Source organism: Streptomyces kronopolitis, assembly GCF_014646275.1.
Taxonomy (GTDB): domain Bacteria; phylum Actinomycetota; class Actinomycetes; order Streptomycetales; family Streptomycetaceae; genus Streptomyces; species Streptomyces kronopolitis.
In genome coordinates, this window is record NZ_BMND01000031.1 from 1 (window position 1) to 14,652 (window position 14,652).

A 14,652-nucleotide genomic window follows, 5' to 3' on the forward strand; every position below is an offset into this window, starting at 1 on the left:
GCGGGTGGCTCGTGCGTCGGAGGCGGCGGCCCCTGGTGCAGTTGCGTGGTCTCGCTGCACTGCGCCTTGGCTCCGCCGTAGGCGGGTGCCCCGCAGCCCCCGCCGCAGCAGAGCGGCCCGGCGGCGCCCCCGTCGTCCGGGGGCGGGTACGGAGCGGGCGGCCAGGCGCCAGGCAGCGGCGGCGGAGGCGGCAGTCAGGGCGCGCGGATGGCCCGGGAGGCCGTGTCGCCGGCGGCGTCCGCGGGCGGCGGCCAGGGCGGGCCCGTGGCGGAGCCCTCGTACACGCCGCCGGAGCCCCCGCCGGCGTCGATCGAGTACGACATGCCTGCCGAGGACGACGCCGACCTCGTCGACTCCGCGCTCAGCGGCCACGACCTGATCGTCCGCGAACTCGGCGCGACGGTGATCGAGGAGTTCAACAACGAGTAGACGGCGCCCACAAGCGCCCCGGGCGGCCGCTGAGCAGGTCAGCAGACGTACACCGGACGTACATCCGTGCTCCTCCCTCCGGCGTAGGGCGCGGGGGCGGTGAAACACGTAGGCTCGGGCTACCGCACCAATCGTTGTCGTATGGCAGGAGTCACGTCGTGATCCCCGGTGGTCAGCCCAATATGCAGCAGCTGCTTCAGCAGGCCCAGAAGATGCAGCAGGATCTCGCGGCCGCCCAGCAGGAGCTCGCGGAGACACCCGTCGAGGGCTCCGCGGGCGGCGGCCTGGTCAAGGCCACGGTGACCGGCTCCGGTGAGCTCACGGGCCTGGTCATCGACCCCAAGGCGATCGACACCGACTCCGCGGAGGAGACGGCCGAGACGATCGCCGACCTCGTCCTGGCGGCGGTCCGGGACGCCAACGCCAGCGCCCAGCAGCTGCAGCAGCAGAAGCTCGGCCCGCTCGCCCAGGGTCTGGGCGGTGGCGGAATCCCCGGTCTCCCCTTCTGAGGAGTAGCCAACTAGCGTACGCAGCACGGCAGAAGAGAAAGAAGACGTTCCGTGTATGAAGGCGTGGTCCAGGACCTGATCGACGAGCTGGGCAGGCTGCCCGGCGTCGGTCCCAAGAGCGCGCAGCGGATCGCCTTCCACATTCTTCAGGCCGAGCCGACCGATGTCCGCCGGCTCGCGAACGCGCTGATGGAGGTCAAGGCGAAGGTCCGGTTCTGCGGCACCTGCGGCAATGTGGCGCAGGAGGAGCAGTGCCGGGTCTGCCTGGACCCCCGGCGCGATCCGGCGGTCATCTGCGTCGTGGAGGAGCCCAAGGACGTCGTGGCGATCGAGCGGACGCGTGAGTTCCGCGGTCGCTACCACGTCCTCGGTGGGGCGATCAGCCCGATCGAGGGCGTGGGCCCCGACGACCTGCGGATCAGGGAACTGCTGGCCAGGCTCGCGGACGGCACCGTCACCGAGCTGATTTTGGCCACCGACCCGAATCTGGAGGGCGAGGCCACGGCCACCTATCTGGCCCGCATGATCAAACCCATGGGCCTGAGAGTGACGCGACTGGCCAGCGGACTGCCGGTCGGGGGCGATCTGGAGTACGCGGACGAGGTCACGCTCGGGCGGGCCTTCGAAGGGAGGAGACTTCTCGATGTCTGATGCCACGCTGCACAACGCGACACAGGACCCGGACGACTTCGCCGTATCGATCTCCGACTCGATCGAGAGCTTCATCGTCGCGGTGACCGAGGTCGCCAAGGGCGACGAGCCGGACAGCGCGGTGCCCTTCCTGCTGCTGGAGATCTCCCAGCTGCTGCTGACCGGCGGCCGCCTGGGGGCCCACGAGGACTTCGTCCCCGACGAGCGCTACGAGCCGGACATCGGCCCGGAGGCGGACGTCGACGAACTGCGTGAGCGCTTCGCGACCCTGCTCGACCCGGTGGACGTCTACTCCGAGGTCTTCGACCCGTACGTGCCGCGCAGCGAGCCGGTCGCCAGCCGCATCTCCGACGACCTGGCCGACATCATCACCGATCTGCGCCACGGCCTGGCGCACTACCGCGCGGGCCGGGTCAGCGAGGCCCTGTGGTGGTGGCAGTTCTCCTACCTCTCCAACTGGGGCCCGACCGCCTCGGCCGCGCTGCGCGCGCTGCAGTCGCTGGTCGCCCATGTGCGCCTCGACCAGCCGCTGGTCGAGCTGGACGGCCTGGACACCGACAGCGACGTCACCGGCGACGAGGAGCGGCTCGCCGAGGAGGCCGGCCGGGTCATGGCGGCGGAGATCGCGGGCCCGCTGGGGCTGCGGGGAAGCTGAGCCCGGGGGCGGCCGCCCGGGGCCGTGCGCCCCGTCCGGCGTCCCCCGCCGGGGCGCGCGAGGCGCCCGGCGCCGTCCGCCGCGTGATGCCCCGCGCCGTGGCCGGACCCTGTGAGCTGGGTTACGTTTTCGTGTGTACCGGGCTGGAGCGGGCATGTGCTCGCCGGGCAGGCGCAACGGTGCGCCGTGTGGATACCGCCCGCGGGACGCGGAACTCACGAGTTCAGGTGGCCATGGTGATCAAGCCGATCACGGTGGTCAAGGAGTGAGTCACGCGTCTCACGATGCGGTATCAGCAGGGCGGATTCCGCTTGCTCGTTAGACTGAGCCGACCGCAGTACCCCCATTTCCGGGGGTCCGGGAGGAAACTCCCGATGAGACAGTTGCGAGGAGCGCACGTGGGCCTTGTCGTGCAGAAGTACGGCGGCTCATCCGTTGCGGATGCCGAGGGCATCAAGCGCGTTGCCAAGCGAGTCGTCGAAGCCAAGAAGAACGGCAACCAGGTTGTCGTGGTGGTTTCGGCGATGGGCGACACGACGGACGAGCTGATCGATCTCGCGCAGGAAGTGTCCCCGATTCCGTCGGGGCGCGAGTTCGACATGCTGCTGACCGCCGGAGAGCGGATCTCCATGGCCCTGCTGGCGATGGCGATCAAAAACCTCGGTCACGAGGCGCAGTCCTTCACCGGTAGCCAGGCCGGTGTCATCACCGATTCCGTGCACAACAAGGCACGGATCATCGATGTCACGCCGGGCCGGATCAAGACCTCCGTCGACGAGGGCAACATCGCCATCGTCGCCGGCTTCCAGGGCGTGTCCCAGGACAAGAAGGACATCACGACGCTGGGCCGCGGCGGGTCGGACACGACCGCCGTCGCGCTGGCGGCCGCCCTGGACGCCGATGTCTGTGAGATCTACACCGACGTGGACGGTGTCTTCACCGCCGACCCGCGGGTCGTGAAGAAGGCCCGGAAGATCGACTGGATCTCCTTCGAGGACATGCTGGAGCTGGCCAGCTCCGGATCCAAGGTGCTGCTGCACCGCTGCGTCGAGTACGCACGCCGTTACAACATCCCGATCCATGTCCGCTCGTCCTTCTCGGGACTGCAGGGCACGTGGGTCAGCAACGAACCGCAAGGGGACCAGCCGATGGAGCAGGCAATCATCTCGGGCGTCGCACATGACACCTCCGAGGCGAAGGTCACGGTCGTCGGGGTCCCGGACAAGCCGGGCGAGGCCGCGCGCATCTTCCGTGCGATCGCGGACTCCGAGGTCAACATCGACATGGTCGTGCAGAACGTGTCCGCCGCGTCGACCGGTCTGACCGACATCTCCTTCACGCTGCCCAAGACGGAGGGCCGCAAGGCCGTCGCGGCCCTGGAGAAGACCCGTGCGGCGGTCGGCTTCGACTCGCTGCGCTACGACGACCAGATCGCCAAGATCTCGCTGGTCGGCGCGGGCATGAAGACCAACCCGGGCGTCACGGCGACCTTCTTCGAGGCGCTGTCGAACGCCGGCGTGAACATCGAGCTCATCTCGACCTCCGAGATCCGCATCTCGGTCGTCACCCGCGCCGATGACGTGAACGAGGCCGTGCGCGCCGTCCACACCGCCTTCGGACTCGACACGGACAGTGACGAGGCCGTGGTCTATGGCGGCACCGGGCGATGATTCCGGCCGAGGCGGGCCGTCCGTCCCACGCTGACTCGGCGGGGGCGGACGCCCGCCCGGCCGCCCGGCCGCAGCTCGCCGTCGTCGGTGCCACGGGCACCGTCGGCGGCGTTCTGCTGGGCATCCTCTCCGAGCACGCCGACATCTGGGGCGAGATCCGGCTGATCGCCTCCCCCCGCTCGGCCGGCCGCAAGCTGACCGTGCGCGGTACGGAGGTGGAGGTCGTCGCGCTGAGCGAGGAGGCCTTCGACGGCATCGACGTGGCGATGTTCGACGTCCCCGACGAGGTCGCCGCCCAGTGGGCGCCGGTCGCGGTGTCCAAGGGCGCGGTGGTCGTGGACAACTCCGGCGCCTTCCGGATGGACCCGGACGTGCCGCTGGTCGTCCCCGAGGTCAACGCGCACGCGGCACGGGTGCGCCCGCGCGGCATCATCGCCAACCCGAACTGCACGACGCTCTCGATGATCGTCGCGCTGGGGGCGCTGCACGCCGAGTACGGGCTGAGCGAGCTGATCGTCTCCTCCTACCAGGCCGTTTCCGGGGTGGGGCGGGCCGGCATCGACACCCTGCGCGGGCAGCTGTCCGCGGTGGCCGGCACGGAGCTGGGGACCGCGCCCGGCGATGTGCGGCGGGCCGCCGGGGACACCCTGGGGCCGTTCCCGGCGCCGATCGCGCTCAATGTGGTGCCCTGGGCCGGCTCGCTCCAGGAGGACGGCTGGTCCTCCGAGGAACTCAAGATCCGCGACGAGTCCCGCAAGATCCTCGGGCTGCCGGACCTGCCGGTCACCGCGACCTGCGTACGGGTGCCGGTGCTCACCACCCACTCGCTGTCCGTGCACGCCCGCTTCGAGAACGAGGTCACGGTCCGCGGCGCCCACGAGATCCTGGCCGCGGCTCCCGGGGTGGTCCTGTGCGACGATCCGGCCGAGGACGAGTACCCCACCCCCTCCGATGTCGTCGGCACGGATCCGACCTGGGTCGGGCGGGTGCGCCGTTCGCTGGACGACCCGCGGGCGCTGGAGCTGTTCCTGTGCGGGGACAATCTGCGCAAGGGGGCGGCGCTGAACACCGCGCAGGTGGGGGAGCTGGTGGCGGCGGAGCTGCGGGGGCGGCACGCCCAGCGGTAGCGGGCGCGGATCGGGGCTCGGGCCCTGTGGCGTACGCGACTTGGCGCGATCGGTCGCCGTACGCCGACCATCTGGGAGATACTTTGCGAGGCGTGTGAAGATTATGTGAGCGAATCGCCGGTGCCCCTCTCTTGATCTGGGCTGACGATCCGTTCGACCATGCGCTCCCCGCCACGCTGCAACCGGCAGTCGGGCGGGGCGCGTCTTTGTGGCCGCCCCTCAAGGGGTGGCCCGGGGGACCCGCGGGCCGCACGATGCGCTCCGGCCGGCGGGCGTGCGCGTAGGGGAAAACAGGGCATTCAGGAAGAGCTGGTACGCATGAGGGCATTTGATGCATCGTCAAAAGCGGTGCCTTGCGCGTACAACCCTTGTGGGGGGAAGCGTGTCCAACAAGCGTGGCAGAGGTACTCGGATTCACCATCGCCCCAGCGGGCGCAGCGGCCGGCACGGCAGTGCGCCCGCCGCGTTCCCGTGTGGCCGGGAGCATGCCGGTGATCGCTCCCTGGCCCGCCGCGCGACCCGCACAGATCCCACCGCAACGCGGGGAATCTGACGACGCGATGGCAGCGGGCACCACGGTCGACCACCTCACCGAGACCTATCGCGCGCACTACCGCTCCCTGCTGGGGCTCGCCGCGCTGCTCCTCGACGACACCGCCTCCTGCGAGGACGTCGTCCAGGAGGCCTTCATCCGCGTGCACTCCGCACGCGGACGGGTGCGCGAGCCCGAGAAGACCCTCGCCTACCTCCGGCAGACCGTCGTCAACCTCTCGCGCTCCGCGCTGCGCCGCCGCATCCTCGGGCTCAAGCTGCTCTCCAAGCCGATGCCCGACATGGCGAGCGCCGAGGAGGGTGCCTACGACCTGCTGGAACGGGACCAGCTGATCCAGGCGATGCGCGGACTCCAACGCCGGCAGCGCGAGGTGCTGGTGCTGCGCTACTTCGCCGACATGACCGAGGCGCAGGTCGCCGAGACGCTGGGAATATCGCTCGGCTCCGTCAAGGCCTACGGGTCGCGGGGCATCGCGGCGCTCCGCGTCGCCATGGAGACCCCGGCATGAACGGCACGACGTCCGGCCGGTACGACCCGTACGACTCGCGGGGCACGCGCGACGCGAGCCCCCCGCCCACCGCACACACCCCGATCACCCTGAGAGACCCCGGCACCCCACCCCACCCCACAGACCCCATGCACCACCGCACACCCCACGGCAACCGGCTCGCCCCGACCGGCCCCCCGCCTCCCGGCGCCCCGTACGGCTCCCCCGACGAGCACCGGCGCCCGGGCACGCCCGGCGCGGAGGGGCGGCACGCCGGCGCGCGGGGCAGGCCCGGCGAGACGGCGCGCGGACTGTGCGCGGCGCGTACGGCCCAGGGGCCCGGGGGCGACGGGCCCGAGGACCACCGGCGCGGCATCCCGTGCGGGAAAGGGGCGAATTCCGGCCAAGAATCCGGCAACGGCGATGACATCGCTGTCGGGGCGGCCGCACCGGACACCGCCGCACCGGACACGGCGGACACCGGTGACGCGGCCGACCCCTCCCCGTGCGACTCCCCGTACGCCGAACACGGCAGGCGCGCCTACGACCACGACGAGGGGCACGCCTACGACAGCCGCGGCAGCCGCCCCTACGACGGCGAGCACGTTCATGCCTACGACCGCGCGGCCTCCGGCAGCAGCGGCCCCGACGGCGGCGCCTTCGGCGGCGGGAGCGGCGGCTCCGGCGAGGGACCCGGATCCGGCCATCCCACGGGCGGCTTCGGCGGCGAGGACGACCTGCGGCGGCTGCTGCAGTCCCGCGTCGGCGACCTCGAACCCTCCCCGGACGCACTGGAGCAGCTGCGCCGTGCCGTGCCAGCCCGTCGGCAGCGCCGCCGCCATGCCGTAGTGGGCGCCGCGGCCGCACTGCTGCTCGGCGGCACGTCCATCCCCGCCATGGTCCATGTGGCGAACCTCGCCGACAGCTCCGGGGAGCGGCCCGCCAACACGGCGAGCAGCCGGCACACCCAGGGCGGCGCCGAGGGCGTCCACGGCGAGGGCACCGAGCAGGCCGGGCCCCGGCCGCCCGGCGCGGGCGGCGGGCCGCCGGGCGCGGACCGGCACGGCGGCAGGGACCGGACCGCGGGCAAGAACGGCGCGGGCCACGGAGCGGGCGCCGGCACCCCGGCCCCGGACGAGACCATGGACGTCACCTCTCCGGTCTGCGGGCGCGAACAGCTCGGCCAGGGCACCAGCACGGTCGGCACGGCGGACTCCGCGGGCCGCGTCTACGGCGCGTTCCGGGTGGTCAACACCTCCAGCACCGCGTGCTCCGTGGACGGCGGCGGCACCGTCGGCGTGGTCGCACAGGGCTCCACCAACCCCGACCGCATCCATGTCGTCGACCACACCTCCGGCGACGAAGCCACCGGCCTGCCCGACCCGGCCACCACCCCTGACCAGCTGGTTCTCAAGCCGGGGGAGTCCTACGAGGTCAAGTTCGCCTGGATCCCGCAGTCCGGCGGCGGCGCCACCGGCTGCGCCAACCCCGGGCCCTCGCCGACCCCCGAGCCCACCAAGGACGCCGGACAGTCCGCGGACACCGGGTCCACGGCGGCGGGTGACGGCGGCGGCCAGGCGGGCGGCGACACGGGCTCCGGCGACAGCGGGGCCGCGGCCGGCGGCATCGTCCTCAGCCACACCCCGGAGGCCGGCGAGCCCGCCGCGGCCGACGCCAAGGTCGCGGACGCGTGCGCCGGGACCGTCTACCGCACGGAAGCGCTGGCGGCGCCGCGCTAGGCGTCCGGTCCGGGGAAGTGCCAGGTCCCGGTGGGCGGGGCCCGGTGCGGAGGGGGCGGTGCGGCCCGATGGCGGGGGCCCCGTACCGTTATGGGCGTGTACCGGTTCCTGCTGACCCCGCGGTGGTGGGGAATCAACGTGTTCGCCGTACTGGCGATTCCGCTCTGCATCTTCATGGGGAGCTGGCAGCTGAGCCGCTTCGAGGGCCGCGTCCAGGACCACCAGCAGCAGGAGAGCCGCTCCGCCCGCGCTAAGGCGGCGGCCGCGCGCCCGCTGGAGAGTCTGCTGCCCGTCGACACGGTGACCTCCGGCCGCCAGGCCAGCGCCCGCGGACACTATGACGCCGGCCACCAACTGCTCGTGCCGGACCGCACCCTGAAGGACAAGCGCGGCGAGCGGCAGGGCTTCTACGTCCTTGATCTGCTGCGGACGGACGGTGGCAAGGCGCTCCCGGTCGTCCGCGGCTGGCTGCCCGGCGACGCCGATTCGAAGGCCGACACCGCGAAGGTGCCCGCGCCGCCCAAGGGCGAGGTGACGGTCACCGGGGCGCTCCAGGCCTCCGAGAACCAGGGCACCGACGGCGTGCAGGCCGGCGGCGGGCTGCCGCAGGGACAGCTCGGCATGATCAGCGCGGCGTCGCTGGTCAACATCGTGCCGTACACGGTCTACGACGCGTGGATCACCCAGACCGATCCCCGGGCGCCGCTGACCGCCGTCCCGCCGGCCGCCGTCGAGGGCAGCGGGCTGGACCTCAAGGCCTTCCAGAACCTCGGCTACACCGGCGAGTGGTTCGTCTTCGCGGGCTTCGTGGTGTTCATGTGGTTCCGCCTCTTCCGCCGCGACGCCGAAGCAGCCAAGGACGCGGCGCTGGGCATCCTGCCGGAGGGGGACGACGGCGGCGTGGGGGCGGGGGCGGTCGCGGCCGGGGGTTCGTCCGGGGCCGAGCGGGAGAGCGACCGGGCTGACGGCTCGGGGGCGGGTCGGGGCGAGGAACGGGCCGAGGAACGGGCCGAGGAACGGGCCGACGAGCAGGGCGAGGCGGCGCGGGCCGGGCGGGTCTGAGGGCGGGCCGGTCCGGGGGCGCACCGGCCCGGGGCGGGCGTCCGCCGTTGCTGCAACGATGTCGCACCTGGTCAGAGGGTGTACCACGGCAGTAGCTGCAATGGAGCAGCCGTGCCACGGTTGGCCGTATGGCAGGCAACCACACTCACCCGCACGGCCATGAGCACGCGCGCCGTGACCACCGCCACCATGATCACGTGTCCGGTGACCGCCATGAGGGCGTCGACGGCGGCCCCCGCCCGGATGGCGAGCAGACGTCCGGGGGCGGCGGGCACGAGTCCGGGCCTCGGCCGCCGCACCGCTCTCGTCGCTGGTCGCGGATGCGCCACCGGCTCGGGCATGTGCTCTCCCCGCACAGCCATGCGTCCACGGACAAGGTCGACGCCGCGATGGAGTCCTCCCGCGAGGGCCTGCGCACCCTGTGGCTCTCGCTCGGCATCCTGGGCCTGACCAGCGTGATCCAGCTGGTGGTCGTCGCGCTGTCGGGATCGGTGGCGCTGCTCGGCGACACCATCCACAATGCCGCCGACGCACTGACCGCCGTTCCGCTGGGCATCGCCTTCGTGCTCGGCAGACGGGCCGCGAACCGCCGCTACACCTACGGCTACGGCCGTGCCGAGGACCTCGCGGGCATCGCCATCGTGCTGACCATCGCCGCCTCTTCTGCGCTGGCCGGCTACGAAGCCGTGGACCGGCTGCTCAACCCCCGCGAGGTCACCCATCTGTGGGCCGTGGCCGCGGCCGCCGTGGTGGGGTTCCTCGGCAACGAGTGGGTGGCTCGCTACCGCATCCGCACCGGCCGCAGGATCGGCTCGGCCGCCCTGGTCGCCGACGGCCTGCACGCCCGTACCGACGGTTTCACCTCGCTCGCCGTCCTCCTCGGCGCGGGCGGCGCGGCCCTCGGGTGGCGGGCGGCGGACCCCCTCGTCGGCCTGCTGATCACCGTCGCCATCCTCATCGTGCTGCGCGACGCGGCCCGGGAGGTCTACCGGCGGCTGATGGACTCCGTCGACCCCGAGATCCTCGACGCCGCCGAGGGCGCCCTGCGCGCGGTGGACGGTGTCCGCGGTGTCGGCCAGGTCCGGATGCGCTGGATCGGCCATACCCTGCGTGCCGAGGCCGACATCGTCGTCGACTCCCGGCTGACCGTGGTGCAGGCGCACGCACTCGCCGTCGCCGCCGAACACGCCCTCATCCACGCCGTCCCCCGCCTCACCGCGGCGACCGTCCACACCGACCACACCACCAACGGCACGGACCCGCATGCGGTGTTGGCGCACCATGGGGTGGGTGCAGGATTCGGTGTGGCTGCGGGTGCGGGTGCGGAGGCGGGTGTGGGGGCCGGTGCGGGTGCGGGAGTTGAAGGGGGAGTTGGGGCGGGGGCGGGGTGACGGGGTGAAGTGGCCGGGTCGGGCTGCTGCCTTCCTCTTCTACCCCCCCGGGGGCCGCCCCCCTCCCACCCACCTCCACCACCACCTGCCCATGGCCGACTTACGGCCCGGCCCAGCCCAGTCCAGCCCGGCCCCACCCCAAGCCTCAGCCAGACCAAGGCCGGAGCCCAAGCCTCAGCCAGAGCGAGGCCAGAGCGAGCCCCGGAGCCCAAGCCTCAACCCACGCCCGCCCCCCAGAACCCAGCCGGTCAACTAGTCCTTCGCACCCACATGCCGCTGGGCGAAGTCGAGTTCCAGGCGGACCTGCTTGATGCGTTCCTCCACGACGAGGGAGCCGTGGCCGGCGTCGTAGCGGTAGACCTCGTGGGGATGGCCGCGGCCCTCCAGGCGCTTCACATAGTTCTCCACCTGCTGGATCGGGCACCGCGGGTCGTTGACGCCCGCCGAGATGTACACCGGTGCCCGCACCGCGTCCACATAGGTCAGCGGCGACGAGGCCTCGAAGCGCTCCGGGACCTCCTCGGGCGTGCCGCCCAGCAGGGTCCGGTCCATGGCCTTGAGGGCTTCCATCTCGTCGTTGTACGCCGTGACGTAGTCGGCGACGGGGACCGCCGCCAGGCCCACCGCCCAGGCCTCCGGCTGGGTGCCGAGTCCCAGCAGTGTCAGGTAGCCGCCCCATGAGCCGCCTGCCAGTACCAGCCGCTCCGGGTCGGCCAGCCCGGAGGAGACCGCCCACTCGCGCACCGCCGCGATGTCCTCCAGCTCGATCAGCCCGACGCGGTGCTTGAGCGCATCCGTCCAGGCGCGGCCGTAGCCGGTCGAACCGCGGTAGTTGACGCGGACGACCGCGAAGCCGTGGTCCACCCACGCCGCGGGCGACGAGGCGAAAGCGTCGCTGTCGTGCCAGGTCGGGCCGCCGTGGATGTCGAACACCGTCGGGAAGGGTCCGTCGCCCGCGGGCTGCTGCACCAGCGCGTGGATGCGGCCGCCCGGGCCCTCCACCCAGACGTCGCGCACCGGGACCGATCCGGGGGCCTTCATGCCGGGCGGGTCCAGCACGACCTTGCCGCTGGTCGAGCGCACCTCCGGGGGCTGTGCCGCCGACGACCAGAGGAACTCCACCGTGCCGTCGGGGCGGGCCGTCGCACCCGAGACCGTGCCGTCCGGGGTCTCGACCCGGGTCAGCGGACGCCGGGCCGCGGGTCCGGTCCCACCCGGCTCGCCCAACTCGTAGCGCCACAGCTCGCTGCGGGCCTGGTACTCGTGCTCCACCAGCAGGGCCGACCCGTCGGGGTACCAGTCGGCGCCGACATCTCCGGGGAGGTCGATCTCCAGGGCGGTCTCCACCCCGGTCAGCGGGTCCCAGATCATCGGCTCCCAACGGCCGCCGCGCTGGTGTCCGACCAGCAGCCTGGCATCCCCGTCGACGGGGGCGAAGCCCATCACCGACAGGCCCAGCTCCTGGGTCCCGCCGGCGGTGTCGTCGAGCTCGGCGACCGTGGAGCCGTCGGCCCTGACGACGCGGATCGCGGAGTGCATCGCATCGCCGTGCTCGGTGTGCTCCAGGGCGATCAGCGAGCCGTCGTGCGAGAGATCGCCGACGCCTGCCGATTCGCGGTGCCGGTAGATCTCCACCGGAGGCTCTCCGGGCCGTACGACATGGACCGTGGAGCCCTCCTCGTCCGTGGAGCATCCGACGACCACGGTTCCGTCCCGGCCGATCGCCAGTCCTCCCGGATAGGCGGCGGCGACCCCCGGGGTGGCCGGCTCATCCGGGCCGCCCTCGAAGGGCTGCCGCATCCAGACGCCGAACTCGTCGCCGTCGGTGTCGGAGAACCACCAGATCCATTGGCCGTCCGGCGACAGTGTCCCGTCCGTGGTGCCGTTGGGGCGGTCGGTGACCTGCCGCTGCGCGCCGGTCGACCGGTCCCAGGAGTACAGCTCGAAGGTGCCGGTGGCGTTCGAGACGAACAGGGAGCGGTCCGGGGCGTCCTCGGCCCAGTCCGGCAGCCCGATCCGCGGCGCGCGGAAGCGCTTCTCCCAGTCCGGCATCGCGTCCGCCGCGCCGCCGGAGGCCGCCGCCGGACCCGCCGCTCCCGCTATGGGGCCTGCCGAGTCCGTCGGCCCGGATCCCTGGTGGGTAGGGGGTGTCGAGGGGGTCGGTTCGGTGGCGTGAGCTGGGCCTGCGGTCGTCTCGTCAGTCATGAGCCCATTCTGCGCCCGGCGCCGGGAATCCGTCGGCGAGGGTCACCAGGCTGTGGATAACTTCGCCGAATGCGACAACGAACGAGCCCCGACGACGCGCGGGAGACCCCTCGCACGAGGTGGGACGAGTGCGCACCCTCCACACCGCGAGCGAGCAGTACGACCGCAACAGCGCCCCGCCGGGTCCGGCATGCCCGCCACCCCCACCCCTACCGCAGAAACAGCCCCAAGGCCCCGTCGAGCGACCAGCTCTGCCAGCTCACGGCGAGCAGCCCCGTGACCGAGACCAGCGCCATCATGAGGTTCTGTCCCTGCTCCGCCCAGTCGTGGATCATCAGCACGAGGTAGATCAGGTTGAGTACGGCCCCCGCGACCAGGGCTATCGGCGTCAGGAACCCCACGATCAGCCCGAGGCCGAGCGCGAGTTCCGCGTAGGCGACGAGGTACGCCATCAACCGCGGACGGGGCTTCACGAGGCGCTCGAAGCTCGTGCGGACCGGGGGCCACCGGTGCTCCGCCGCGATGCCGGCCGCCCAGGTGATGCCGCCGCCGGCGAACCAGGTCTTCTTGTCCTTGTGGCGCCAGCTCTCCAGCCACCACAGCCCGAGGCCGATGCGGAGGACGGCGAACCATTCGGCACCGCTGAGCCAGATCGTGTGCATGCTGCCCCCTCGCCCGTCACTGAACTGACGATGTGTCAGTTCAGCGGACGCCGTGCGATCGCGCAAGGGGTGGAGTTCCCGGCCGCGCCTTGTCGCCGAAGGAGGCAGCCCATAACCTCAGAACTGATGGGTCGTCAGAAATCGGGTTCCGGAGTGTGAGGGTGTGACGCACCGGCGGGCAGTTGGGGGTACAGCGTGAGCAGCAGCAACAGCGGCACGGCGGAGCTACCCAAGGTCATCAGCGTGGACGATCACGTGATCGAGCCCGCGCACCTCTTCGAGACCTGGCTTCCGAAGAAGTACCGCGACAAGGGGCCGAAGCCCTTCACCGCCGGCATCGGAGAGCTGGAGTACGTCGGGGGGAAGTACCGCTTCACCACCGACCCCGAGGGCCAGATCACGGACTGGTGGCGGTACGAGGGGCTGATCTTCCCGTACAAGCGCATCATCGCCGCCGTCGGCTTCTCGCGCGACGAGATGACGCTGGACGGGATCACCCGGGAGCAGATGCGCCGCGGATGCTGGGACCCCAAGGCCCGGCTGGCGGACATGGACCTCAACCACGTGGAGGCGTCGCTCTGCTTCCCCACGTTTCCGCGTTTCTGCGGCCAGACGTTCGCGGAGGCCGAGGACAAGGAGGTCGGGCTCGCCTGCGTCCGGGCCTACAACGACTGGATGGTGGAGGAGTGGTGCGGGGACAGCGGCGGCCGGCTGATTCCGCTGTGCCTCATCCCGTTGTGGGACGTCGACCTCGCCGTCGCCGAGATCCGGCGCAACGCGGCGCGCGGCGTACGGGCGGTGACCTTCAGCGAGATCCCGACGTATCTGGGCCTGCCGTCCATCCACTGCGGGTACTGGGATCCGTTCTTCGCCGCGTGCGAGGAGACCGGCACCGTGGTGAACATGCACATCGGGTCGTCGTCGCAGATGCCGGCGGCCTCGCCGGACGCGCCTCCGGCGGTGCAGGCCTCGCTGAGCTTCAACAACGCCATGGCCTCGATGATGGACTTCCTGTTCAGCGGCGTCCTGGTGAAGTTCCCACGGCTGAAGCTCGCCTACAGCGAAGGGCAGATGGGCTGGATTCCCTACGCCCTGGAGCGCGCCGACGACGTCTGGGAGCAGCACCGGGCGTGGGGCGGGGTGAAGGACCTGATCCCCGAGCCGCCGTCGTCCTACTACTACCGGCAGATCTTCTGCTGCTTCTTCCGGGACAGGCACGGCGTCGAGGCGATCCGGACGGTGGGCGTCGACAACGCGACGTTCGAGACCGACTACCCCCACGTGGACTCGACCTGGCCGCACACGAAGCAGGTGGCCGCCGAGCACGTGGCGGGCCTCCCGGAGGACGTGACCTACAAAATCCTGCGCGGCAACGCGATCCGGATGCTGGAACTGCCCTTTGACCAGGGGTGATTGGCGGCCCGGCCCGGCCCGGCCCGGCCCGGCCCGGCTCGGCCGGCGTCGCGTCCAGGGGGCCGTCCGCCGTGGCGGAGGGGAGGGCCCGTCCGCCGT

At 72.0% G+C, this 14,652-nt stretch carries 13 protein-coding genes; 11 read left to right on the top strand and 2 right to left on the bottom strand.

The window, feature by feature from the left end; translation table 11 throughout:
* Positions 1–207 precede the first annotated feature (207 nt).
* The 10 genes from IEY78_RS34905 (at position 208) to IEY78_RS26560 (ending at position 10,273) form a co-directional block, all read left to right on the top strand.
* Positions 208–429: a hypothetical protein gene (locus IEY78_RS34905; protein ID WP_268240335.1), complete on the top strand. Its 222-nt coding sequence runs from the start codon at positions 208–210 to the stop codon at positions 427–429.
* Positions 430–587: 158 nt separating this feature from the next.
* Positions 588–938, top strand: a complete 351-nt coding sequence (locus IEY78_RS26520; protein WP_078568662.1) for a YbaB/EbfC family nucleoid-associated protein — start codon at positions 588–590, stop codon at positions 936–938.
* Positions 939–989: 51 nt separating this feature from the next.
* On the top strand, positions 990–1,589 hold the full coding sequence (gene recR / locus IEY78_RS26525; RefSeq protein WP_018089931.1) for a recombination mediator RecR: 600 nt from the start codon (positions 990–992) through the stop codon (positions 1,587–1,589).
* Positions 1,582–2,244, top strand: coding sequence for a DUF5063 domain-containing protein (locus tag IEY78_RS26530; RefSeq protein ID WP_189102433.1), 663 nt, complete (start codon positions 1,582–1,584; stop codon positions 2,242–2,244). Before recR ends, IEY78_RS26530 begins: the two co-directional genes overlap by 8 nt.
* Before the next feature lie 398 nt (positions 2,245–2,642).
* A complete protein-coding gene (locus IEY78_RS26535; protein WP_069572832.1) occupies positions 2,643–3,914 on the top strand; it encodes an aspartate kinase in 1,272 nt (423 codons plus the stop codon).
* Positions 3,911–5,041 (top strand): aspartate-semialdehyde dehydrogenase, encoded by a 1,131-nt coding sequence (locus IEY78_RS26540; protein WP_189102435.1) that lies wholly within the window; start codon positions 3,911–3,913, stop codon positions 5,039–5,041. The genes IEY78_RS26535 and IEY78_RS26540 overlap by 4 nt, the downstream gene beginning before the upstream one ends.
* A gap of 485 nt (positions 5,042–5,526) precedes the next feature.
* On the top strand, positions 5,527–6,102 hold the full coding sequence (locus IEY78_RS26545) for a SigE family RNA polymerase sigma factor (protein WP_189102436.1): 576 nt from the start codon (positions 5,527–5,529) through the stop codon (positions 6,100–6,102).
* Positions 6,099–7,820 (top strand): hypothetical protein, encoded by a 1,722-nt coding sequence (locus IEY78_RS26550; RefSeq protein ID WP_189102438.1) that lies wholly within the window; start codon positions 6,099–6,101, stop codon positions 7,818–7,820. The genes IEY78_RS26545 and IEY78_RS26550 overlap by 4 nt, the downstream gene beginning before the upstream one ends.
* Positions 7,821–7,916: 96 nt before the next feature.
* Positions 7,917–8,882: an SURF1 family protein gene (locus tag IEY78_RS26555; RefSeq protein ID WP_189102440.1), complete on the top strand. Its 966-nt coding sequence runs from the start codon at positions 7,917–7,919 to the stop codon at positions 8,880–8,882.
* Between the two features lie 128 nt (positions 8,883–9,010).
* On the top strand, positions 9,011–10,273 hold the full coding sequence (locus tag IEY78_RS26560; RefSeq protein ID WP_229700193.1) for a cation diffusion facilitator family transporter: 1,263 nt from the start codon (positions 9,011–9,013) through the stop codon (positions 10,271–10,273).
* 252 nt (positions 10,274–10,525) lie between these two features.
* Here the strand turns inward: IEY78_RS26560 and IEY78_RS26565 are convergent, their stop codons facing one another.
* Positions 10,526–12,325: a S9 family peptidase gene (locus IEY78_RS26565; RefSeq protein ID WP_189102517.1), complete on the bottom strand. Its 1,800-nt coding sequence runs from the start codon at positions 12,323–12,325 to the stop codon at positions 10,526–10,528.
* A 362-nt stretch (positions 12,326–12,687) separates the two neighbouring features.
* Positions 12,688–13,140, bottom strand: coding sequence for a DoxX family membrane protein (locus tag IEY78_RS26570; protein WP_189102442.1), 453 nt, complete (start codon positions 13,138–13,140; stop codon positions 12,688–12,690).
* 195 nt (positions 13,141–13,335) lie between these two features.
* On the opposite strand from IEY78_RS26570, the gene IEY78_RS26575 reads away from it, so the two are divergent.
* Positions 13,336–14,553: an amidohydrolase family protein gene (locus IEY78_RS26575; protein ID WP_189102444.1), complete on the top strand. Its 1,218-nt coding sequence runs from the start codon at positions 13,336–13,338 to the stop codon at positions 14,551–14,553.
* The last annotated feature ends 99 nt before the right edge of the window (positions 14,554–14,652 follow it).

Coding starts and splice junctions, on each gene's coding strand:
- IEY78_RS26570 (WP_189102442.1), bottom strand. CDS start 13,140: ATGCACACGATCTGGCTCAGCGGTGCCGAATGGTTCGCCGTCCTCCGC.
- IEY78_RS34905 (WP_268240335.1), top strand. CDS start 208: ATGGCCCGGGAGGCCGTGTCGCCGGCGGCGTCCGCGGGCGGCGGCCAG.
- IEY78_RS26540 (WP_189102435.1), top strand. CDS start 3,911: ATGATTCCGGCCGAGGCGGGCCGTCCGTCCCACGCTGACTCGGCGGGG.
- IEY78_RS26530 (WP_189102433.1), top strand. CDS start 1,582: ATGTCTGATGCCACGCTGCACAACGCGACACAGGACCCGGACGACTTC.
- IEY78_RS26550 (WP_189102438.1), top strand. CDS start 6,099: ATGAACGGCACGACGTCCGGCCGGTACGACCCGTACGACTCGCGGGGC.
- IEY78_RS26545 (WP_189102436.1), top strand. CDS start 5,527: ATGCCGGTGATCGCTCCCTGGCCCGCCGCGCGACCCGCACAGATCCCA.
- IEY78_RS26565 (WP_189102517.1), bottom strand. CDS start 12,325: ATGCCGGACTGGGAGAAGCGCTTCCGCGCGCCGCGGATCGGGCTGCCG.
- IEY78_RS26560 (WP_229700193.1), top strand. CDS start 9,011: ATGGCAGGCAACCACACTCACCCGCACGGCCATGAGCACGCGCGCCGT.